The following is a 21,547-nucleotide window of genomic DNA, read 5'->3' on the forward strand; positions in this document are numbered from 1 at the left end:
TCATGAACATCAATACCTCGCCTGACCAGATCGTTCGAAGCTCGGCCCAGGTGACGCCGGGCTACATGTCCGGCTTCGGCAACAGCTTTGAGACCGAGGCGCTGCCGGGCGCGCTGCCGATCGGGCGCAACTCGCCGCAACGCTGCGCCTACGGGCTCTATGCCGAGCAGCTCTCCGGCTCGCCGTTCACCGCGCCGCGCGGCACCAATGAGCGTTCCTGGCTCTATCGCATCCGTCCCTCGGTGAAGCATTCCGGTCGCTTCGAGAAGGTCGATGCCGGACTGTGGCGTTCGGCGCCGTGCCACGAATACGATCTGCCGATCGCGCAGCTGCGCTGGGACCCGACGCCGCTCCCGAAGGACGACGTGACCTTCGTGCAGGGCGTGCAGACCATGACGACGGCCGGTGACGTCAACACGCAGGCCGGCATGGCCGCGCATGTCTACCTCATCACCAAGTCGATGGTGGACCAGCACTTCTACAATGCCGACGGCGAGCTGATGTTCGTGCTGCAGCAGGGCATTCTTCGCCTTGTCACCGAATTCGGCCGCATCGATGCCGAGCCCGGCGAGATCGTGGTGATCCCGCGCGGCGTCAAGTTCCGGGTCGAGATTCCGAACGGCCCGGCGCGCGGCTATCTCTGCGAAAACTACGGCGGCGCCTTCACGCTGCCGGAGCGCGGCCCGATCGGCGCCAACTGCCTCGCCAATGCGCGCGACTTCCTGACGCCGGTGGCGAATTACGAGGACAAGGAAACGCCGACGGAGCTGTTCGTGAAATGGGGCGGCTCGCTGTTCAAGACGACGTTGCCGCATTCGCCGATCGACGTCGTGGCCTGGCACGGCAATTACGCGCCCTACAAATACGACCTGCGCACCTTCTCACCCGTCGGCGCGATCGGCTTCGATCATCCCGATCCCTCGATCTTCACGGTGCTGACCTCGCCGTCGGAGACCGCGGGTACCGCGAATATCGACTTCGTCATCTTCCCCGAGCGCTGGATGGTCGCCGACAACACCTTCCGTCCGCCCTGGTACCACATGAACATCATGAGCGAGTTCATGGGCCTGATCTACGGCGTCTATGACGCCAAGCCGCAAGGCTTCGTCCCCGGCGGCATCTCGTTGCACAATTGCATGCTGCCGCACGGTCCCGACCGCGATGCCTTCGAGCACGCCAGCAATGGCGAGCTGAAGCCGGTGAAGCTGACCGGCACCATGGCCTTCATGTTCGAGACCCGCTATCCGCAACGCGTCACGGCACACGCTGCGAATTCGTCGACGCTCCAGGACGACTACGCGGATTGCTGGAAGGGCCTGGAAAAGCGCTTCGATCCGAACAAGCCGTAGTCTTGCTTACCCTCCCCTGGAGGGGGAGGGTCGCTACGCATGCAGCGAAGCGGAATGCGTAGCGGGGTGGGGTGACGGTCTCTCCGCAAGGAACACTGCCCGTGTTGAGAGATCACCCCACCCCGTCTCATATTTCGCTGCGCTCAATATGAGCCGACCCTCCCCCTCCAGGGGAGGGTGACACCGCCACCGCTGCGCACGGGAAACCAATGCCCCACCCCAACGACCCCAGCCTCCGCTCCTTCATCGACGTCGATCCCGCCTCGGACTTCCCGATCCAGAACCTGCCCTACGGCGTGTTCTCGACCGCGGCCAATCCGACGCCGCGGGTCGGCGTGGCGATCGGCAATTACGTGCTCGATCTCTGGGAGCTCGAGCAGGATTCCCGGCTCGACGTCGGTCCGCTCGGCGTGTTCTCCGGGCCTTCGCTCAACCCCTTCATGACGCTGGGGCCGCAGGTCTGGAGCAAGACCCGTGCGCGGATCAGCGAGCTCTTGCGCGCGGATCATCCGGAGCTGCGCGACAACGAGGAGCTGCGCAAGCAAGCCTTGGTGCCGATGCGCGATGCCAGGCTGCATCTGCCGTTCGCGGTCTCCGGCTATACCGATTTCTATTCGTCTAGGGAGCACGCCACCAATGTCGGCGTGATGTTCCGCGGCAAGGACAACGCGCTGCAGCCGAACTGGCTGCACATGCCGATCGCCTATAACGGCCGTGCGTCCACCGTGGTGGTGTCCGGCACCAAGGTGAAGCGCCCGCGTGGGCAGCTGAAGCCGCCGAATGTGGACGTGCCGAGCTTTGCGCCGTGCAAGCGGCTCGATTTCGAGCTGGAGATGGGCGTCGTCATCGGCCAGCCCTCAGCCATGGGCGGCATGCTGACCGAGAGCCAAGCCGAGGAGATGATCTTCGGCTTCGTGCTGCTCAACGACTGGAGCGCGCGCGACATCCAGCAATGGGAATATGTGCCGCTCGGCCCGTTCCTGGCAAAGGCGTTCGCGACCTCGATCAGCCCGTGGGTGGTGACGCGCGAGGCGCTGGAGCCGTTCCGTCTGCAGGGGCCGGAGCAGGAGCCCGTGCCGCTCGAATATCTGAAGCAGACCAAGCCGCAGAATTACGATGTCGAGCTCGACGTGTCCCTGCGCGCTGCCGGCACCAACGCGCCCGCCAGCATTAGCCGTACCAATTTCAAGTACATGTACTGGTCCTCGGTGCAGCAATTGATGCACCACGCCTCGAGCGGCTGCGCCATGAACGTCGGCGATCTCTTAGGGAGCGGCACCATCTCCGGTCCGGAGAAGAACCAGCGCGGCAGCCTGCTCGAGATCAGCTGGAACGGCACCGAGCCGGTCGAGCTGCCCGGCGGCGCGAGGCGCTCGTTCCTGGAAGACGGCGACAGCCTCGTCATGCGCGGCTGGTGCCAGGGCAACGGCTATCGCGTCGGCTTCGGCGAGGTCGAGGGGACGATTTTGGCGGCGGAGTAGGGCGCCGCGCGCTCCGATGCCGTAGGGTGGGCAAAGCGAAGCGTGCCCACCACAAGCAGATGGTGGGCACGGCGCTGACGCGCCTTTGCCCACCCTACGAGACCTATCGTTTCTCCGGCGGCACGTCGCGCACCCTCGCGCAATGCGCGGCGACATCCTCGACGCTGTACTTCAGATGCACCCGCTTGTCGGATGGCACCTGCCTGGTCGTGCACACACCCGGCCGCCATTCCTGCGCCGGCCTGATCGGCCGCGGGGCAAAGCCGCCGCCGCAGTTCGGGCAGACGTTGAAGAGTTTTGTCTCGACGCAATCCGCACAGAACGTGCATTCGTACGAGCAGATCCGCGCATTCACTGCGCTCGGTGGCAGATCGCAATCGCAATATTCGCAGTTCGGTCGAAGCTGGAGGGCCATGGCGGAGTCTCCCGGATTGACCCTGATCATCGCAGACGGCGCTTGACGCGCGAAGGTCGTAGTTCCCTCGATTTCAGCCAGCCTTCAACTCCCTCAGCGGCAGCTTCGCGCTTTCCTTGAGACGATCGAGCACGATCGAGGAGCGGACATGCGCCACGCTCTGATGCGGCATCAGCACGTCGTTGACGAGGTTGGAGAGACCCTTGAGGTCGCGCAGCACGGCCTTCAGCACGTAGTCGGCATCGCCCGTGAGCGAATACGCTTCCTGGATTTCGTCGATCCGGTTCACCAGCGCGCGGAAGCGTTTTGAGTTGTCCGGCGAGTGGGTCGCGAGCCCGACCTGGATGAAGGCGATGACGCCGAAGCCGAGCGCCTCGCTGGAGAGATCGGCATGATAGCCCGAGATCACCTTCTCCTCTTCCAGCCGCATCCGCCGCCGCGAGCATTGCGAGGCGGATAGCCCGGCGAGGTCGGCCAGCTCCTGGTTGGTGAGGCGGCCGTCGTCCTGCAGCGCGGTCAGGATCTTGAGGTCGAACGCGTCTACGGAGATCATGCGTGTTTTGTCCAAATGATGCGCGGATCGTGCACATGATAGCCAAATCCCGTCCCGTTTGCACGCTCCTTGCGTGTCTTATGAAGGATAGTTCCTTCCAGCAGTCATTTGGGAGAGCAGCATGGGTCCGTTTCCGCACGATGCACCGCCGGCCACGATCAGCGCCGACAATCCGATGGGCACCGACGGCTTCGAGTTCGTCGAATACGCGCATCCCGATCCGGGCGAGCTGCACGCGCTGTTCAAGCTGATGGGCTATGCGCCCGTCGCGCGCCACAGGACCAAGAAGATCACGGTCTATCGCCAGGGCGACATCAACTATCTCGTCAACGAGGAGCCCGGCACCCACGGTTATGAGTTCGTCGCCGCCCATGGCCCCTGCGCGCCGTCGATGGCGTTTCGCGTGGTCGATGCCAAGGCCGCCTATGAGCGCGCGATCGCGCTCGGCGCCGAGCCTGCCGATGTGTCATCGGCGCAGAAGACGCTCGACGTGCCCGCGATCAAGGGCATCGGCGGCAGCCTGCTTTATCTCGTCGATCGCTACGGCGCCAACGGCTCGGCTTATGATGCCGAGTTCGAATGGCTGGGCGCGCGCGACCCGCGGCCCGCAGGTGCCGGCCTGTTCTATCTCGACCATCTCACCCACAACGTCCATCGCGGCCGCATGGATGTCTGGGCCGGCTTCTACGAGAAGCTGTTCAACTTCCGCCAGATCCGCTTCTTCGACATCGAGGGCCGCGCCTCCGGCCTGTTCTCGCGCGCGCTGACCAGCCCGGACGGCAAGATCCGGATTCCGATCAACGAGGACGCCGGCGATTCCGGCCAGATCGAGGAATATCTGAAGACCTATCGCGGCGAGGGCATCCAGCACATCGCCTGCGGCTGCCGGGAGATCCACAGCACGATCGAAGGCCTGCGCGAGGCCGGCCTGCCGTTCATGCCGTCGCCGCCCGAGACCTATTTCGAGCGCATCGATGCGCGCCTGCCCAAGCATGGCGAGGACATCGCGCGTCTGCAGAAGAACGGCATCCTGATCGACGGCGAAGGCGTGGTCGAAGGCGGCCAGACCAAGGTGCTGCTGCAGATCTTCTCGGCCAATGCGATCGGCCCGATCTTCTTCGAGTTCATCCAGCGCAAGGGCGACGACGGTTTTGGCGAGGGCAATTTCAAGGCCCTGTTCGAATCGATCGAGGAGGATCAGATCCGGCGCGGGGTGCTGAAGGTGGGGAACGCGGCGTAGGGCGCCAGCCGAGCTGCCGTAGGGTGGGCAAAGGCGCGTAGCGCCGTGCCCACGATCTCTCCGTGATCCCGCTCAAAGTGGTGGGCACGCTTCGCTTTGCCCACCCTGCGAGTGCGTGATCTGAATCACCGGTGTCGTGCCGGCCCCCCGTGCGCAATTGCGCAACTAGGCCGGGACGACGACGGAATTTGGGGTCTCTACCTTTTCCAAGCAGCAGTCACCGCCGCGATCTCCGCCGCCTCCGGCTCGCGCACCGCGGACGGCGTGCGCGAGAATCGCGGCGCCGGTGCCGGCTGCTTCACGCCGTGGCGCTCGAGGAAGACCTCGCGGGCGACCATGTGCGGATGCTTCGTCGCTTCCGACATGGTCAGCACAGGCGCGAAGCAGATGTCGGTGCCTTCCATGATCTTGCACCAGTCCTCGCGCGTCTTGCTCTTGAACACCGCCTTCAGCTTCTCCTTCAGCGCCGGCCAGGCCTTGGGATTCATCTGCGCGTCAAAATCGGCGTCGGAGAGGCCCGCGTGCTCGCGCAGCAGCGCGTAGAATTGCGGCTCGATCGAGCCGATCGACACGAAGTGCCCGCAGGCGCATTCATAGACGCCGTAGAAATGCGCGCCGCCGTCGAGGAAATTCCGGTTGCGGCCCTCGGTCCAGCGGCCGAGCGTGGTCATGTCGAAGAAGAACGACATCAGCGAGGCCGCGCCGTCGCACATCGCGGCATCGACCACCTGGCCCTTGCCGGACTTTTGCGCTTCCAGCAGTGCCGCGAGCACGCCGACGACGAGATAGAGCGCGCCGCCGCCGAAATCACCAACGAGGTTGAGCGGCGGCACCGGGGCTTCCTTCGTGCCGATCGCAGCGAGCGCGCCGGTGATGGAGATGTAGTTGATGTCGTGGCCGGCGGCGTTCGCGAGTGGGCCTTCCTGGCCCCAACCGGTCATGCGGCCGTAGACGAGCCTTGGGTTGCGCGCGAGCACGATTTCAGGGCCGAGGCCGAGCCGCTCCATCACGCCGGGACGAAAGCCTTCGACCAGCGCATCGGCGCTGGCGAGCAGCTCGAGCACCTCTGCGATCGCCGTCTTGTCCTTGAGATCGAGCTCGATCACCTTGCGGCCGCGGCCCGCCACCGACTTCATGCTCTTCTTCGCACCGATGCGGTCGAGCGTGACGACGTCGGCGCCCATGTCCGCCAGCATCATGCAGGCGAACGGGCCGGGCCCGATGCCGGCGAATTCGACGATGCGGAAGCCCGAGAGCGGGCCGGAGGTGCGGACGGACGAGGTGGGGGCTGATTTATCGAGCACGTTATTGTTTCCTCGGGTCGCGGGCAGGTGCCGGTGATCCGGCAAACGCCTCACGTTGCTCTTGGGGGCGAGTTAATCGGCTGATTAACTTTTCTCGCCTTCCCGCCAGCGAGGCAAGCGGTTTTCATGCCGCATGGGCAAAATAAAAACGGCGCGCACCGAAGTGCGCGCCGCGGAAAATTTGCGTCGAGGCGCTGGCGCGCTCTATTCGAGCATGATCTTACCGGAAAACCGCTTCACACTTTTCCGGATCATGCTCAGCCCGCGGCAGCCACGGCGCGTTGCGCCATCACCTTGACGAGGTTGGCGCGGTACTCCGCCGTGCCGTGGATATCGGCCAGCAATCCGCTCGCGGGAATGTTGACGCTGTCGAGCGCCGACGGCGACCAGTTCGCCTTCAGCGCGGCTTCGATGGCGCCGACCCGCATCACGCCGCTCTGCGACGCTCCGGTCGCGGCGACCCGGATCTCGCCGGACTTCGTCTGTGCGACGAACACCGCGGTGAGCGCGAAGCGCGAGGCGGGATGCCGCATCTTGGCGTAGCCTGCCTTCGCCGGAACCGGGAACGACACGGCGGTGATGATCTCGCCGTCTTCGAGCGCGGTGGTGAACAGGCCCTTGAAGAAATCGCCGGCCGCGATCGACCGCTTGTTGGTCTTCACGGTGGCGTCGAGCGCGAGCAACGCGGCCGGATAATCCGCGGCGGGATCGTTGTTGGCGATCGAGCCGCCGATCGTGCCGCGATAACGCACGGCGGGATCGCCGATCAGCGACGCCAGATAGGCGAGCGCTGGAATCGCCTTCTTCGCGGCATCGCTGGTCGCCACATCGTAATGCGGTGTGGCGGCCTTGATCGTCAGCGTGTCGCCGGAGGCCTCGACGCCGATCATGTCCTTGATCTTGCCAAGGTCGATGACATCTGTGGGGGCCGCGAGGCGCTGCTTCATCACCGGCAGCAATGTCTGCCCGCCGGCAAGGAATTTGGCCTCGCTGCTCTTGCCGAACAGACTGGCAGCCTCCTCCACGGAGGAGGCGCGATGATATGTGGTCTGGTACATGTTCGTTCCTCCCTCTCAAGCCGCGTGGATCGTGCGCCACACCCGATCAGGGGTTGCGGGCATTTCCAGATTGTTCTTGCCGATCGCGTCCGTGATCGCGTTGATCACGGCCGCTGACGCCCCGATCGCGCCGGCCTCACCGCAACCCTTGATGCCCAGCGGATTGCCCGGGCACAGCGTCGTGGTGTGGGAGAGGTTGAACGAGGGCACATCGTCGGCGCGCGGCATGGCGTAGTCCATGAACGAAGCCGTGACCGGTTGGCCATTGGCGTCGTAGATCGCGTGCTCGAGCAGCGCCTGCCCGATGCCTTGAACCAGGCCGCCATGGACCTGACCCTCGACGATCATCGGGTTGATCAGCCGGCCGAAATCGTCCGCCGCGACGAAGTTGACGAAGGAGGTCTTGCCGGTGCCGGCATCGACCTCGAGCTCGCAGATATAGGTGCCGGCCGGGAAGGTGAAGTTGGAGGGATCGTAGAAGGCGCTCTCCTTCAGGCCCGGCTCCATCCCGTCAGGCAGATTGTGCGCGGTGTAGGCCGCGAGTGCGACCATCGGGAAGGCGATCGCCTTGTCGGTGCCTGTTACCTTGAACTCGCCGTTCTCGATGACGATGTCGGCTTCCGACGCCTCCAGCGCATGCGCGGCGATCTTCCTGGCCTTGGACTCCATCTTCTCCATCGCCTTCAGGATCGCGGTGAGACCGACGGCCGCCGAGCGCGAGCCGTAGGTGCCCATGCCGAACTGCACCTTGTCGGTGTCGCCATGGACGATCGAGACCTGGCTGATCGGAACACCCAGGCGATCGGCAACGAGCTGGCAGAACGTTGTCTCATGCCCCTGACCGTGGCTGTGCGAGCCGGTGAGGATCTCGATGGTGCCGACCGGATTGACGCGCACCTCGGCCGATTCCCACAGGCCGACACCGGCGCCCAGGCTGCCGACCGCCTTCGACGGGGCGATGCCGCAGGCCTCGATGTAGCAGGACACGCCGATGCCGCGCAGCTTGCCTTGCGACTTTGCCTGCGCCTTGCGCGCGGCGAAGCCGGCATAGTCGATCGCCTTCATCGCGGCATCGAGCGAGGCGTTAAAGTCGCCGGTGTCATAGGCCATGATCACGGGCGTCTGGTGCGGGAACTGGGTGATGAAGTTGGCCCGGCGCAGTGCGGCCGGATCGACCTTCAGCTGCCGCGCCGCCGTCTCCATCAGACGTTCAATGAGATAGCTCGCCTCGGGCCGGCCCGCGCCGCGATAGGCGTCGACCGGCGTGGTGTTGGTGTAGACCCCGATCACCTCGGCATGGATCGCCGGGATGTTGTACTGGCCCGACAGCAGCGTCGCGTAGAGATAGGTCGGCACCGACGACGAGAACAGCGACATGTAGGCGCCGAAATTGGCGTAGGTCTTCACCTTCAACCCGACGATCTTGTTGTTGGCGTCGAACGCCATCTCGGCATGGGTGACATGGTCGCGGCCATGTGCGTCGGTGAGGAAGGCCTCGGTGCGGTCGCCGGTCCATTTCACGGGACGGCCGACCTTCTTGGAAGCCCACAGCGCCACCATCTCTTCCGGGTAGATGAAGATCTTCGAGCCGAAGCCGCCGCCGACGTCGGGCGCGATCACGCGCAGCTTGTGCTCGGGGGCGATGTTGTAGAACGCCGACAGCACGAGGCGGGCGACGTGCGGGTTCTGCGAGGTCGTGTAGAGCGTGAAATGCTCTTCCGCCGCGTCGTAGTCGGCGATCGCCGCGCGCGGCTCCATCGCGTTGGGGGCGAGGCGGTTGTTGGTGACGTCGAGCTTCACGACATTGGCGGCCTTGGAGAAGGCGGCGCTCACCGCGCCCTCGTCGCCGATCACCCAGTCATAGACCTGGTTGCCGGGAGCCTCGGGGTGAAGCTGCGGCGCGCCGGCCTTGATGGCGGCGTGCATGTCGGCGACCGCCGGAAGTTCCTCATAATCGACGACGACGGCTTCCGCCGCGTCACGCGCCAGGTTCTTGCTGTCGGCGATCACGACCGCGACGGCCTGACCGACGAAGCGCACCGTCTCCGGCGCCATCGCCGGCCAGGCGCCCATCTTCATCGGGCTGCCGTCCTTGGAGGTGATGGCCCAGCCGCAGATCAGGTTGCCGACCTTGTCGTCGACGAGCTGCTGGCCCGTGAGCACCGCGACCACGCCCGGCATCTTCAGTGCCGCGGAGGAGTCGATCCCCTTCACCTTGGCATGTGCATGCGGGCTGCGGATGAAATGGGCATGGGTCATGCCCAGCAATTTGATGTCGTCCACGTACCGGCCCTTGCCGGTGATGAAACGCTTGTCTTCCTTGCGCACGACGCGCGCGCCGATGCCTTCAACACCCATGTCTGGTCCTCCCGACCGGAAATTGTTTCGACTGCGCTTTCCCTCGAAAGCTGCAGCGGTGGTTCCTTGTTCGAAGCGGGCGGCCTTACTCGGCCGCCTGCGAGACCTTCATGCGCCCGGCCGCATCCAGCACGGCTTTGACGATGTTGTGATAACCGGTGCAGCGGCAGATGTTGCCCTCGAGCTCCTGACGAACGGTGGCCTCGTCGAGCTGGCCGCCATGGCGCTGCACGATGTCGATCGCCGACATGATCATGCCGGGGGTGCAATAGCCGCACTGCAGGCCGTGATTGTCGCGGAAGGCGGCCTGCATCGGGTGCAGCTCGTCGCCTTTGGCGATGCCCTCGATCGTGGTGACGTTGGCACCGTCGGCCTGGCCCGCAAGCATGGTGCAGGACTTCACCGCGCGACCGTCCATGTGCACGACACAGGCGCCGCACTGGCTGGTGTCGCAGCCGACATGGGTTCCGGTGAGGTTGAGGTGATCGCGCAGAACGTGGACCAGCAGCGTGCGGTCCTCGACGTCGACGGCAACGGCCTTGCCGTTGACCGTCAGTTTGACTGTAGACACGGCGTACTCCTCCCGAATGTTTGTAGTTATTCTAATTAGAGACAGCGCGAACGGAACTTTGCAACTGGGATTTTGCTGACCGCGCGTCATGGAAAGGTCATCGTGGCGGTCGCCGCAGATGTACGATTCGGTCGCGACATTTCGTGTCGCCACCAGCGCATGGCGCAACCTTGCAATGAGCCCAGCGAAAACGGTGTCCACGTCGTCAGCAGCGGCCTGCGCTCAACCACTATCGCGCGAAGCGCTGGCCTTGAGCGCTGGCCTTGGACGTCGCGCTCCTCGCGCGTCGTTTCTCCCTTTGATGCCTTGTTCCTTGTCGCGAATAGGAGCACGCGCTCACGCCCTTGTAATCGCGATCTTGGTAGTAGGAGGAAGCGAGTTAAGTCATTGATTTTGTTCGCTGCGATGCAGCGAAGCCGTGCCCGCAAGAGGCCCGCCGGCGAGCCGCGTCGGTCGCGACCTCCTAGTACTTCCTGGCGATTGATCGCAGCCGGGCGTCCCCCTAGTCGAAGCGAACAAGCAACGGCCAAAAGGGTGGAAGCGATGCAGATGAACGACAGTCAGCGGATCCCGGCGTCGAAGGCCACGGTGTGGGCTGCGCTCAACGATCCCGATATTCTGAGGCGCTGCATTCCCGGCTGCCAATCGCTCGAGATGGCATCGCCGACCGAGATGACGGCGACCGTGGTGCTGAAGGTCGGCCCCGTCAAGGCGACGTTCAGCGGCAAGGTGACGCTGACCGACATCGATGCGCCCAATGGCTACCGCATCGTCGGTGAGGGCGCCGGCGGCGTCGCCGGCTTTGCCAAGGGCGGCGCGAAGGTCAGGCTGGAAGAAGAATCGCCTGACGTCACCATCCTGCACTACGAGGCTGACGCGCAGATCGGCGGCAAGCTCGCACAGCTCGGCTCGCGGCTGATCGACTCAACGTCGCGAAAACTCGCCGCGAACTTCTTCGAAAGCTTTGCGGCGGTGGTAGCGCCATCATCGTGATCAGCACGTCGTCCTCGGCGCCCCGACGCGAACTTGTAGGGTGGGCAAAGGCGCTCTTGCGCCGTGCCCACCACTTACTAATCCACGAGTGCGAGAGAAGAGGTGGGCACGCTTCGCTTTGCCCACCCTACTGCGCTGAGTGGGCCGGACAAATCGGATTGCGGCGCGATGTTGCCGTAATCCGACGGCGCATTTCGAGCTGAAAAATACGGGCAAGACGCAAGTCGGGGCAACGAGATGAGCAGCGAAAGCCGCCGACGATCTGCACTACTACCTTCCGCCTATACTAAGCGCGCAAACGCGATGCTGTAATTTCGAACGATGGCTCGCAGACGAACTGCGCATCACGAGCGCAGCGCGCTCAGGCGCCCAACGAGGCGTTCACAACAACATCGCGGAGGGAATACATGACCTTTGGAACGAAGGGCTTCTTGGCCGGCATCTCCATGATTGCGATGCTCGCCGCCGCTACATCCGGCACTCGCGCCAACGAGACCGTGCTCAAGGCGCAGTCCGATTCGAACCAGTGGGCCGTCGCGGGCCACGACTACGGCAACACGCGCTTCAGCCCGCTCAAGCAGATCAACACCGAGAACGCCGGCAAGCTCACGCTCGCCTATTCGTTCTCGCTGGCGTCGCTGCGTTCGAACGAATCCTCGCCGATCGTCATCGGCAACACGCTCTACGTTTCGAGCTCGTGGGGGCCGAAATACGTCTACGCGCTCGATGCGGCCACCGGCGCGCGCAAATGGACCTGGGAGCCCGACATTCCCGAGGACGTGCTGCAATACGCCTGCTGCGACGTGAACAATCGCGGCGTCACCTATGCCGACGGCAAGATCTTCGTCGGCCGCCTCGACGGCAAGCTGACGGCGCTGGATGCCGCGACCGGCAAGGCGCTGTGGACGACGAAGGTGGTCGATTACAAGCAGGGTTCGGTCATCACCTCGCCGCCGCTCGTCGTGCGCGACAAGGTCATCACCGGTTTTGGCGGCGGCGAATACGGCGTGCGCGGCTCGCTGCAGGCCTTCGATATCAACACCGGCAAGCAGGTGTGGCAGACCTTCACCGTTCCGTCGCCGGACGAGCCCGGTGGCGACACCTGGAAGGGCGACTCCGCCCAGCACGGCGGCGGCGCGGCCTGGCTGGTCGGCTCCTATGATCCGAAGAGCGACACGGTCTATTGGGGCACCAGCAATCCGGGCCCGTGGAACACGGCGGTGCGCTCGACTGGCGATGGCAATTTCGGCAAGCTGACCAACCTCTACACCGCCTCGACGGTGGCGTTCGATCCCAACACCGGCAAGATCAAGTGGCACATCCAGACCACGCCGGCCGATGCCTGGGACTATGACGGCGTCAACGAAGCCGTGCTCGCGGATCTGAAGATCGGCGGCAGCACCGTTCCGGCGCTGATGAAGGCGGATCGCAACGGCTACTTCTTCGTCGCCAACCGTGAGACCGGCAAGGTGTTGTCGGCGGAGAAATACGTGTTCTCCAACTGGGCCAAGAAGTGGGACGTCGCGACGATGCGGGCGGTCGAGGATCCCGACAAGCGTCCCGGGCCGAACCATCCCGCCAAGGACATCTGCCCGAACCTGATCGGCGGCAAGAACTGGCAGCCGATGTCGTTCAACCCGCAGACCGGCCTCGTCTACATCCCGTCCAACAATGTCTGCATGGACTGGTCGGTCTCTGACGTCGCCTACAAGCGCGGCGTGTTCTATCTCGGCGCCGAATTCCCGACCAAGGAAGGTCCCGGCGGCTTCCTCGGCGAACTCGTGGCCTGGGATCCCGTCGCGCAGAAGAAGGTCTGGTCGATCAAGGAAGACCTGCCGTTCAACGGCGGCACGCTGACCACCGGCGGCGGTCTCGTGTTTGCCGGCAACATCCATGGCGATTTCCGCGCCATCGATGCGAAGTCCGGCAAGGTGCTGTGGAGCAAGAATCTCGGCTCCGGCATCGGCGCAGGTCCGGTGACCTATCAGGTCGACGGCAAGCAATATGTCGCCATCGTCGTCGGCCGCACGGCTGCGCTGCCTGCGTTCCTGGGCGAGGTAGGAAAGAAGATGACGGCCGCAGCTCCCGAGGGCGGTTCGCTCTTCGTGTTCTCCGTCCAGTGACCACTCGCGCGCGTATCCTCTCGAGGTGACGGGATACGCGCGCGCTTTTTCCAGACTTTAGCTGCGGCATCGGCCGATGCCTGATGCCGCCGCGCCTAGCTCAACGAACTCCGGCCCAACAACGTTATGGGAGACGAGGATGCGTGCCAATCATTCTGCCATCGGTGCGAGCCGAGGCCGCTCCATCTCAGCCTTGTTCGCATGTGCCGCCGCGGCGCTGATCGTTCCGGCCTCGCCGCTGCACGCCGACGAAGCGCAGCCGCTCCGTCTCTGCGCCGATCCGACCAATCTGCCGTTCTCGAGCGATAGTCCGTCGCAGCCGGGCTTCTACGTCGAGATCGGGCAGGCCCTGGCGCAGGCGCTCGGCCGGCCGATCGCCTATGACTGGTACAAATCCTATTTCGGCAAGCGCACCGTGCGCGTCACGCTGCTCGGCAAGCAATGCGACGCCATGATCGGGCTGCCGCGGTCCGAGGATTTCATGGGACCGGCCGTGATCTTCTCCAGCACCTTCGCGAAGGAAGGCTATGCGCTCGTCGCCGCCAAGGAATCTGCGAAGGGCCAGGCACCCGGCGGCATCGACGGCCTCAAGGGCAAGCGTGTTGCCGTGCAGTTCGCCAGCACGCCGCAAAACCTGCTCGCGAGCCGCGACGACATCCAGAAGGTGACGGTGCTGTCGCCCGAGGAAGGCATGCAGGCGCTCGACCAGGGCAGGGCCGACGTCGCCTTCATCTGGGGGCCGGTCGCCGGCTGGCTGAACAAGACCACCTATAACGGCCGCTATCAGATCGAGCTCACCGAGGGCGAAGGCCTGTCATGGGATGCCGCCATCGGCTTTGCGAAGACCTCGACTGAGCTGCGCGATCGCGTCGATGCCGTGTTGCCGCAGCTTCAGAGCACGATCGGCGCACTCGCGGTGAAATACGGCCTGCCGACCGGCGCGCCGGTTCGCTTCGGTGCGGCGCCGGCGGGAACGACGATGGGGACGGGAACCGGAGCCGCCGTGGCGCAGGTCGCCAATGTGGTAGCGACCGAGACCAAGGGCGATGCGGCAGCGCCGGGTCCTGAGGCCGTCGGCGCGGGCAAGGAGATCTTCAACGGAACCTGTGCGCACTGCCACGGTCCCGATGCCATCCAGAGCGAGCGGAAGATCGATCTGCGGCTGCTGCGTCATCGCTACGGCGACGAGATGCGCGAGAAGTTCTGGACGACCGTGCATGAGGGACGGCCGACCAAGGGCATGCCGGCCTGGAAGGAGGTGTACACCGACGACCAGTTCGACAGCATCTATTCCTTCCTGCTGACGGTCCAGTCCGAATCGAACGACTGAACGGTCTTGACCGAACCCGATCGGGAGGATGTGCTAGCGTCCGTCCGGCATCATTCCGGTGCCGGACGGGTGCCGCATGGCTTGGCCTCTTCCGCTCCGGCGGCGGATGCCCGTGCGGTGCACTATTCGGCGGTGCAGTCCTGTGAAGGCGCCATGACCAGCTTCCTGATCATCGACGATCATCCGCTGTTCCGCGAGGCGCTCGGCAATGCGGTGCGTCTGGCCTTGCCGGAGGCGCGGATCTTCGAGGCGATGTCGATCGAGGATGCTCTTCATATCCTGACGGCCGAGCAGGGCGAGGGCATCGACCTCGCGCTGCTCGACCTCTTGCTGCCGGATGCGACCGGCTTCTCCGGCTTTCTGCGCTTGCGCGAGGCCTATCCGCGCCTGCCGGTCGCCATCGTGTCGAGCGACGAGGACCAGCGCGTCGTCCGCGAGGCGCTAGAGCTGGGGGCCGCCGGCTATCTGCCGAAATCGATGTCGAAGCGCGAGCTGGCGCAATCGATCGAGGGCGTGCTGAAGGGATCGGTGTCGGTGCCGAAGGATTTCGTGGTGACGCCGCGGCGGCGGGCCGAATCCAGCAAGGCGCTCGAGGTCAAGCTGCGCGAGCTCACGCCGCAGCAGCTTCGCGTGCTCGATCTGCTCCGGCGCGGCTATCCGAACCGGCAGATCGCCCAGGAGCTTCAGCTCGCCGAATCCACGGTGAAGGCGCACATCACCGAGATCCTGCGCAAGCTCGGCCTGTTCAGCCGCAACAAGGCGATCATCGAGATCGGCAAGATGGACTTGCCCGATCCCAAGGCCCGGCCCTATGCGCGGGCCGACCGCGGGCGGTCGCAATGATGCGCGATGTCGTGCTTGATCTCGTGTTTGACCTGGATCAACCCGGTCTGACCGGACTGAGACATTCTCGTTTCTACGTCCACTCCGGCAATAATCAGGGCATGGCTCACGCGTGATGCGATTTCTGATTGTCGAAGATCATCCGCTGTTCCGCGAAGCCCTCGAGGGCGCGCTTCAGATGGTGGCGCCCGCGGCCGAGATCCTTCAGGCGACGTCGATCGACGGTGCGCTCGAGCAGGTCGCGGCGATGACCGAACTCGACCTTATCCTGCTCGATCTGTCGATGCCGGGCACCACAGGTCTTTCGGGCATCATTCGCATCCGCAAGGCATTTCCCAGGATCCCCGTCGTCATCGTATCCGGGCATCAGGATCCGCAGATCATGTCCGGCGCCTTGTCGCTCGGCGTGTCCGGCTACATCCTCAAATCATCGTCCAAGCAGGAGCTGGCGCAGTCGATCGGCGAGGTGCTGCGCGGCGCGGTCTGTGTCCCCGCGGCCTATCGCGCGCTCGTGCGCCCGCAACGTGCGGCCGGCCCCGCGCAGGATCTGTTGAAACGCCTGCACGATCTGACGCCGCAGCAATTGCGCGTGCTCGAAATGCTCAAGCGCGGCCTGCAGAACAAGCAGATCGCCTATGAGCTGAAGATTTCCGAGACCACTGTGAAGGTCCACGTCTCCGACATCCTGCGCAAGCTCAACGTGCTGAGCCGCACCAAGGCCATCGTCGAAATGTCCCGGATCGATTTCGCGACGCTGGCAGCCGAGGGCACCAGGCGCGAGCGCGGCCGGCCAGAGCCGCAATGACGCGATTTGGTCTCTTCTTGTCGCGCCGGGCGCGCCACATCCGGCAGATGATTCATAGATAAATCAAAGCCCTGGCCCAGCGTAAGGTGTTACCTCTACTATGCATGGGGTTGTTTTGCGATATTTATGTGAGCAGCCGCGCGCTAGCTCAGCAGGAACGACAGCAGCGCCCGCATCTCGGCCGGCTTGATCGGCTTCTTCAGCACTTCGAGGCCATGCAGGCTCGCTTCCTTCGCCGCCTTTTCGGAATAGTCGGCCGTGATGATCATGGCCGGCGTGTCGAGCTTCAACTGCTCCCGGACGGCGGCGATGGCCGACAGGCCGCTCTCGCCGTGATCGAGATGAAGGTCGGCAATCACGGCATCGGGCGCGCCGCCGAGCTCGCTGAGGCGCTCCAGCGCGTCCGCGCCCGATCGCGTGGTCGCGACGTCGCAGCCCCATCCCTCCAGCAGCGCGGCCATCGCCTCCGAGCCGTTCGGATCGTTCTCGATCAGCAGGATCTTGGCGCCTTCGAGCCCGCTATAACTGTAGTGCCGCTCGGCGAGCTTGACCTCATGCACCTCGTCGCCGACTTCAGTGAGATCGGCCGGCTCAAGCTCCAGGGTGAAGGTCGATCCCCTGCCGAGCTGCGACGACAGTCGCACCTCGTGCCCGAGCACGGTCGCGAAGCGGCGGACGATGGAGAGGCCGAGCCCGAAGCCGGCCTGGTCGGTCGCAATGGCCTCGCCGCGCTGGAATTCGCGGAAGATCGCCTCCTGCTGCGCCTGCGCAATTCCAGGCCCGGTGTCGGAGACCTGGACGCAGATCTGGTCGCCCCGCGGCCGGCATCCCATGACGACGCCGCCGCTGCGGGTATAGCGGATGGCATTGGCAAGCAGGTTCTGCAGGATCCGCCGCAGCATCATCGCATCCGACATCACCGCCAGCTGTGAGCTGCGGATGCGCAAGGACAGGCCTTGCCGCGCGGCGATCGGCTCGAACTCGTTGCGGAGCTGCTCGAACAGGGGCGCCAGCGCAATCGCGCGCACGTCGGGCTTGAGCGCACCGGCATCGAGCTTGGCGATCTCCAGCAGCGACCGCAGCAGGTCCTCCAGCATCAGCAGCGAGCGGTCGGCCTGGTCGATGAGCAGGCCCGCCTCCTGCGATTCCATCATCTCGGTCAGCGCGGACAGGGTCAGGCGCGCCGCGTTGAGCGGCTGCAACAGGTCATGGGTGACCGAGATCAGCACCGAGGATTTCAGCGAGCTTGCCGCCTCCGCCTGCTGCTTGGCGCGGTAGAGCCCTTCATTGGCGCGCTCGACCGAATGCAGCGCCTCGCGCAACTGGTGCGTCCGGTCGCGAACCTTGTGGTCGAGCGCAATGGCGGTTTCGAACAATGAAAAGGCGTTGAGCTGCTGGTCCATCGAGCGCTCGACGCGCGACATCAGGGCGGCGTTGATCTTCCTCAGCTTGGCGGCTTCGCGCCGCAACTGGTCGACCGCATCAGGGCCCTGCCACATGTCCGTCACGACGGACGCCTTCCGATCGCGACGCCCGTGAAGGTCTGGTTCACATGCATGGAGCCGAACTGCTCGCCATAGGTATGAAAGCCGACGACCCGGTTCTGCCGGTACAATTCGGACATGTCGCGGGTGAGCTGATGCTGCTCGGCATCGAGCCGGCGGAGCAGGCACTCGAAACCGATATAGAGCGAGACGTCTCCGATCTGGTCGCGGATGTCGGCAAAGGTCTCGCAGGTCGCGCCGACCAGGCTTCGCGACGTCGCCGCCGTCAGCACCATGCCCTCGTCGATGGCGCAGAAGAAATGTAGCGAGCCGTCCGGTTCGACGCGCTGGATCGAGCGCGCGTAATAGGAGCCGCCGACGCGCACCAGCACGGGATGGGACGCAAAGGAGAACGGATCGAGCTTGGCGTCCATGATCCCGACCATGCGCGAATATTCCAGGGCCGCAGGCTCGGCGTTCAGCTCCCTGACCGTCCGGTTCTCGATGTCGGCTTCGGTGACCACCATCTTCTGTGGGGTCGGCTCGAAATTGTCGCACTTGAAGACCCGGAACGGCAGCGAGGTGTTCAACAGGATCAGGAGGGCGGCATTGGTGTGTGCCTTGCCGTCGAAGAACACAAAGGTCTTCTCGAAGCGCATCCCGTCGCCTGCGGACCCGCCGACGACCGGAATGTCGTCGAGCGATGCATAGATCGCGGACATCACCGCTTCTTCGCGGCGGCACAGGCCGTCGATCAGGACGAGGCCGAAGGGACTGCCACGGTCGACCTGCGGAGTGGCCCGCAACAGCTCGTGCCGGAGCTCGCCGCCGATCCTGCGGCCGTCCTCGACGCGGAAACTGTCGAGATTGAAAATGGGCCGCACCGCGGCGGAGAAATCGGCGCGGCTGAATGCCAGCGCCACGACGCTGTTCTCGTCCCAGCCATCAGGAGCAAGCTCGCCCGCGGTGGTGCAACCGCACACCTGGGTCTCATCGAAGTGCCGGGTGATCTCGGCGATGAAGTGATGGGGGTCGTAGCTGGGGGAGAGGAACACCAGGATCAGCGCCAGCCCGTCGGAGGGGAGCTGGGCCGCCAGCTCGGCCACGGCTTCGTCGACGCTCGCAGCCTTCGACTTGGCCACGGCAACGCCAGATGCACCGCCAAACCGAAAATCGGTTTGCCCCACTCCGTTTCTCCCCTCGAGGACCAGCTCGGTCTAACGCCAAGTGCCTGATAAGATTCGAGAGTAAGGCGTTTTCCGGTGAGCCGCAACACGGCGCCCGGTCCCAGCAAGGATGCAGACCGGACGGATTTACCACCCCTTGACGATTCTGCCTTAATTTTCCGCACGGTTCGGAAAGGGCTGCTTCCGAGCCGCAAAATCGTTGCAAGAACATAAGCTGGGGGTTGGGAATGTCCGGGCGTACCGCGTCGCCGTCGAAGCGTGCAATTTTTCCGACCCTCAGGTTCCGCGCAAAGATCATCCTCGGCTTTGCCGCTGTGCTGGTGATCTCCGCCGGCAGCATGGCTTTTGCCTATTTCGGCTTCGAGCGGGTGTCGTCCGGGGTCGGATCCTACCGCACGAGCGTCACGGAGGCTGACCTCGCCCGCAACATCGACCGCGAGCTGCTCGCCTACCGTTCGGCCGTCAGATATTTCGTCGTCACCGGCAAGGAAGACGATGCCAAGGCAGCGTTGGACGCCGAGGCAAGCCTGAAGAGCGCCATCGACCAGGCCATCAAGGGCGCCAAGAAGCCGGCGCGGCAGGAGAGCCTTAACAAGCTCGCCAAGGAGTTTACCAATTTCTCCGCGACCTTCGCGAAGGTGCTCCAGGCCAAGCGTGACAGCGCGCTGCTGGTGCAGAACCAGCTGACCCGGAACGCCAACCTGCTGAAGTACAAGCTCGACGATATCGGCAACAACGCCTCCGATTCCGAGGCGCAGGCGATCGAGTTCGGCACCAAGCAGGTCAACGCCCAGTTCCAGACCGCGAGTGCTGCGGCGACCAACTTTGTGCTGACGTCCGACCAGACGATTGCCACCAGCGCGCTCGCGCGGCTGAAATTCGTCGAGAACTCGCTCGGCGCGGTCTATTCCATGGACGACAAGATCGTCGCCGGCCTGAAGGACGCCAAGACCATCCTCGTCGCCTATCGCGAATCGCTGGAGAAGCTGATCGCCAACGCCAAGATGGTCGACGATCTCGTGACCGAGATGAGCGGCTCGGCCGGTGCGATCCTGCAAGGCGCGACCGCCATGAAGGCGGACCTGGTCGCCGAGCAGCAGCGGCTGGAGTCGGAGTCGGAAGCGACCATCGGGCAGACAGAGCAGCTGGTGCTGATGCTGGCCGTCGGCGGCACGCTGCTGGGCGCCTTCCTCGCCTTCCTGCTCGGCACCGGCATCTCGCGTCCGATGATCGCGAAGTGCAAGGCGATGCGCGAGCTCGCCTCGGGCAATTTCGATGTCGTGCTTCCCGGTTTGGGGCGCAAGGACGAGATCGGCGAGATGGCCGGCGCGGTCGAAGAGTTCAAGGTTCAGGCGGTCGCCAAGGCCGAGCGCGATGCTGCCGCGAGCGAAGTCCAGAACAGGGAGCAGGCCGCCAGCAGACGCGCCGAGCTCATCCGCTTTGCCGACGATTTCGAGAGCGCGGTCGGCGCCATCGTCTCCAATGTCTCGTCCTCGGCCGTGCAGCTGGAATCGGCGGCCTCGACCCTGACCCGCACCGCCGAGACGACGCAGAGCCTGTCGAGCCAGGTCGCCGGCGTCTCCGAGCAGGCTTCCTCCAACATGCAGTCGGTGGCGACCGCGACGGAAGAGCTGTCGGCCTCGGTCGAGGAGATCGGCCGCCAGGTCCGCGATTCCAGCCGTATCGCCGAAGCCGCCGTGGTGCAGGCCAAGGAGACCGACGGCCGTATCGGCAAGCTCTCGCATGCCGCCCAGCAGATCGGCGAAGTCGTCAAGCTGATCACGGCGATCGCCGAGCAGACCAATCTGCTGGCGCTGAACGCCACCATCGAGGCGGCGCGCGCCGGTGACGCCGGCCGCGGCTTTGCGGTGGTCGCGAGCGAGGTGAAGTCGCTGGCAAGCCAGACCGCCAAGGCCACCGACGAGATCTCCTCGCACATCGCGGGCATGCAGGGCGCCACCGCCGAATCGGTCGCCGCGATCAAGGAGATCGGCGCCACCATCGGCCAGATCTCGTCGATCTCGACCTCGATCGCGAGCGCCGTCGAGCAGCAGGGCGCGGCAACCCAGGAGATCGCGCGCAGCGTCCAGACCGTCGCGCAAGGCACCCAGACCGCGGCCACCGACATCGGCCAGGTCAACCGCGGCGCCGCCGAGACCGGTTCGGCCTCGGAAGAGGTGCTGAACTCGGCCAAGACTCTCTCATCCGAAAGCACCCGCCTCCGCGCCGAGCTCGACCGCTTCATGGGGAATATCCGGGCGGCGTAAGCGCTCCCTCTCTCGTCGTCCCGGCGAAGGCCGGGACCCATAACCACAGGGCGTTGTGGGACGCGATGCTGGTAACTCCGAGTCTTCGCCAAACCTGATCTAGTGGGTATGGGTCCCGGCCTTCGCCGGGACGACAGCGGAGATCAATTTTAGCGGCGCGAGAAAGCGCGCCTTAACACTCCCCGC

At 64.7% G+C, this 21,547-nt stretch carries 17 protein-coding genes; 9 read left to right on the forward strand and 8 right to left on the reverse strand.

Features of this window, described 5'->3' with window-relative positions; translation table 11 throughout:
• Positions 1–2 precede the first annotated feature (2 nt).
• Both hmgA and fahA read left to right on the forward strand, forming a co-directional pair.
• Positions 3–1,349, forward strand: coding sequence for a homogentisate 1,2-dioxygenase (hmgA, locus tag N2603_RS02490; protein ID WP_260387568.1), 1,347 nt, complete (start codon positions 3–5; stop codon positions 1,347–1,349).
• Positions 1,350–1,558: 209 nt separating this feature from the next.
• A complete protein-coding gene (fahA, locus tag N2603_RS02495) occupies positions 1,559–2,830 on the forward strand; it encodes a fumarylacetoacetase (protein ID WP_260387569.1) in 1,272 nt (423 codons plus the stop codon).
• Positions 2,831–2,933: 103 nt separating this feature from the next.
• Here the strand turns inward: fahA and N2603_RS02500 are convergent, their stop codons facing one another.
• Positions 2,934–3,245, reverse strand: a complete 312-nt coding sequence (locus tag N2603_RS02500; RefSeq protein ID WP_260387570.1) for a DUF1272 domain-containing protein — start codon at positions 3,243–3,245, stop codon at positions 2,934–2,936.
• A 73-nt stretch (positions 3,246–3,318) separates the two neighbouring features.
• The gene (locus tag N2603_RS02505) at positions 3,319–3,798 is read right to left on the reverse strand and encodes an Lrp/AsnC family transcriptional regulator (RefSeq protein ID WP_026312495.1); all 480 of its coding nucleotides are present in this window, start codon (positions 3,796–3,798) and stop codon (positions 3,319–3,321) included.
• A gap of 121 nt (positions 3,799–3,919) precedes the next feature.
• Here N2603_RS02505 and hppD point away from each other — a divergent pair, with 121 nt between their 5' ends.
• Complete coding sequence (hppD, locus tag N2603_RS02510; RefSeq protein WP_260387571.1) at positions 3,920–5,038, forward strand: 4-hydroxyphenylpyruvate dioxygenase; 1,119 nt, start codon at positions 3,920–3,922, stop codon at positions 5,036–5,038.
• Positions 5,039–5,235: 197 nt separating this feature from the next.
• Here hppD and N2603_RS02515 read toward each other — a convergent pair whose 3' ends face one another.
• The 4 genes from N2603_RS02515 to N2603_RS02530 form a co-directional block, all read right to left on the reverse strand.
• Positions 5,236–6,342, reverse strand: coding sequence for a CaiB/BaiF CoA transferase family protein (locus N2603_RS02515; RefSeq protein WP_260387572.1), 1,107 nt, complete (start codon positions 6,340–6,342; stop codon positions 5,236–5,238).
• Positions 6,343–6,599: 257 nt separating this feature from the next.
• Positions 6,600–7,400: an FAD binding domain-containing protein gene (locus tag N2603_RS02520; RefSeq protein ID WP_260387573.1), complete on the reverse strand. Its 801-nt coding sequence runs from the start codon at positions 7,398–7,400 to the stop codon at positions 6,600–6,602.
• Between the two features lie 15 nt (positions 7,401–7,415).
• On the reverse strand, positions 7,416–9,758 hold the full coding sequence (locus N2603_RS02525) for a xanthine dehydrogenase family protein molybdopterin-binding subunit (RefSeq protein WP_260387575.1): 2,343 nt from the start codon (positions 9,756–9,758) through the stop codon (positions 7,416–7,418).
• Positions 9,759–9,843: 85 nt separating this feature from the next.
• Positions 9,844–10,329, reverse strand: a complete 486-nt coding sequence (locus tag N2603_RS02530; protein ID WP_209969521.1) for a (2Fe-2S)-binding protein — start codon at positions 10,327–10,329, stop codon at positions 9,844–9,846.
• A 543-nt stretch (positions 10,330–10,872) separates the two neighbouring features.
• On the opposite strand from N2603_RS02530, the gene N2603_RS02535 reads away from it, so the two are divergent.
• The 5 genes from N2603_RS02535 to N2603_RS02555 all read left to right on the forward strand — a co-directional run bounded on the left by N2603_RS02535 (position 10,873) and on the right by N2603_RS02555 (position 16,423).
• On the forward strand, positions 10,873–11,322 hold the full coding sequence (locus tag N2603_RS02535) for an SRPBCC family protein (RefSeq protein ID WP_211414326.1): 450 nt from the start codon (positions 10,873–10,875) through the stop codon (positions 11,320–11,322).
• Positions 11,323–11,729: 407 nt separating this feature from the next.
• The gene (locus N2603_RS02540) at positions 11,730–13,445 is read left to right on the forward strand and encodes a PQQ-dependent methanol/ethanol family dehydrogenase (RefSeq protein WP_260387576.1); all 1,716 of its coding nucleotides are present in this window, start codon (positions 11,730–11,732) and stop codon (positions 13,443–13,445) included.
• A 139-nt stretch (positions 13,446–13,584) separates the two neighbouring features.
• On the forward strand, positions 13,585–14,775 hold the full coding sequence (locus N2603_RS02545) for a c-type cytochrome (RefSeq protein ID WP_260387577.1): 1,191 nt from the start codon (positions 13,585–13,587) through the stop codon (positions 14,773–14,775).
• Positions 14,776–14,928: 153 nt separating this feature from the next.
• Positions 14,929–15,618, forward strand: a complete 690-nt coding sequence (locus tag N2603_RS02550) for a response regulator (protein ID WP_260424438.1) — start codon at positions 14,929–14,931, stop codon at positions 15,616–15,618.
• A gap of 115 nt (positions 15,619–15,733) precedes the next feature.
• Complete coding sequence (locus N2603_RS02555) at positions 15,734–16,423, forward strand: response regulator (protein WP_051123047.1); 690 nt, start codon at positions 15,734–15,736, stop codon at positions 16,421–16,423.
• A gap of 143 nt (positions 16,424–16,566) precedes the next feature.
• Here N2603_RS02555 and N2603_RS02560 read toward each other — a convergent pair whose 3' ends face one another.
• Both N2603_RS02560 and N2603_RS02565 read right to left on the reverse strand, forming a co-directional pair.
• Positions 16,567–17,922 carry a hybrid sensor histidine kinase/response regulator gene (locus N2603_RS02560; RefSeq protein ID WP_260424439.1) on the reverse strand — a complete coding sequence of 452 codons (1,356 nt, stop codon included), beginning with the start codon at positions 17,920–17,922 and terminating at the stop codon, positions 16,567–16,569.
• Between the two features lie 5 nt (positions 17,923–17,927).
• Positions 17,928–19,094, reverse strand: coding sequence for an FIST N-terminal domain-containing protein (locus tag N2603_RS02565; protein WP_260387578.1), 1,167 nt, complete (start codon positions 19,092–19,094; stop codon positions 17,928–17,930).
• Between the two features lie 227 nt (positions 19,095–19,321).
• On the opposite strand from N2603_RS02565, the gene N2603_RS02570 reads away from it, so the two are divergent.
• Positions 19,322–21,361, forward strand: a complete 2,040-nt coding sequence (locus N2603_RS02570) for a methyl-accepting chemotaxis protein (protein WP_260387579.1) — start codon at positions 19,322–19,324, stop codon at positions 21,359–21,361.
• Positions 21,362–21,547: the final 186 nt, after the last annotated feature.

The sequence above is a fragment of the Bradyrhizobium huanghuaihaiense genome (assembly GCF_025200885.1).
Taxonomy (GTDB): Bacteria; Pseudomonadota; Alphaproteobacteria; order Rhizobiales; family Xanthobacteraceae; genus Bradyrhizobium; species Bradyrhizobium huanghuaihaiense.

What these genes read in the sequence shown, in the direction of transcription:
- N2603_RS02560 (WP_260424439.1), bottom strand. Translation starts at nt 17,922, where the DNA reads ATGTGGCAGGGCCCTGATGCGGTCGACCAGTTGCGGCGCGAAGCCGCC.
- N2603_RS02520 (WP_260387573.1), bottom strand. Translation starts at nt 7,400, where the DNA reads ATGTACCAGACCACATATCATCGCGCCTCCTCCGTGGAGGAGGCTGCC.
- hmgA (WP_260387568.1), top strand. Translation starts at nt 3, where the DNA reads ATGAACATCAATACCTCGCCTGACCAGATCGTTCGAAGCTCGGCCCAG.
- N2603_RS02540 (WP_260387576.1), top strand. Translation starts at nt 11,730, where the DNA reads ATGACCTTTGGAACGAAGGGCTTCTTGGCCGGCATCTCCATGATTGCG.
- fahA (WP_260387569.1), top strand. Translation starts at nt 1,559, where the DNA reads ATGCCCCACCCCAACGACCCCAGCCTCCGCTCCTTCATCGACGTCGAT.
- N2603_RS02525 (WP_260387575.1), bottom strand. Translation starts at nt 9,758, where the DNA reads ATGGGTGTTGAAGGCATCGGCGCGCGCGTCGTGCGCAAGGAAGACAAG.
- hppD (WP_260387571.1), top strand. Translation starts at nt 3,920, where the DNA reads ATGGGTCCGTTTCCGCACGATGCACCGCCGGCCACGATCAGCGCCGAC.
- N2603_RS02535 (WP_211414326.1), top strand. Translation starts at nt 10,873, where the DNA reads ATGCAGATGAACGACAGTCAGCGGATCCCGGCGTCGAAGGCCACGGTG.
- N2603_RS02500 (WP_260387570.1), bottom strand. Translation starts at nt 3,245, where the DNA reads ATGGCCCTCCAGCTTCGACCGAACTGCGAATATTGCGATTGCGATCTG.
- N2603_RS02545 (WP_260387577.1), top strand. Translation starts at nt 13,585, where the DNA reads ATGCGTGCCAATCATTCTGCCATCGGTGCGAGCCGAGGCCGCTCCATC.
- N2603_RS02550 (WP_260424438.1), top strand. Translation starts at nt 14,929, where the DNA reads ATGACCAGCTTCCTGATCATCGACGATCATCCGCTGTTCCGCGAGGCG.
- N2603_RS02555 (WP_051123047.1), top strand. Translation starts at nt 15,734, where the DNA reads ATGCGATTTCTGATTGTCGAAGATCATCCGCTGTTCCGCGAAGCCCTC.
- N2603_RS02570 (WP_260387579.1), top strand. Translation starts at nt 19,322, where the DNA reads ATGTCCGGGCGTACCGCGTCGCCGTCGAAGCGTGCAATTTTTCCGACC.
- N2603_RS02505 (WP_026312495.1), bottom strand. Translation starts at nt 3,798, where the DNA reads ATGATCTCCGTAGACGCGTTCGACCTCAAGATCCTGACCGCGCTGCAG.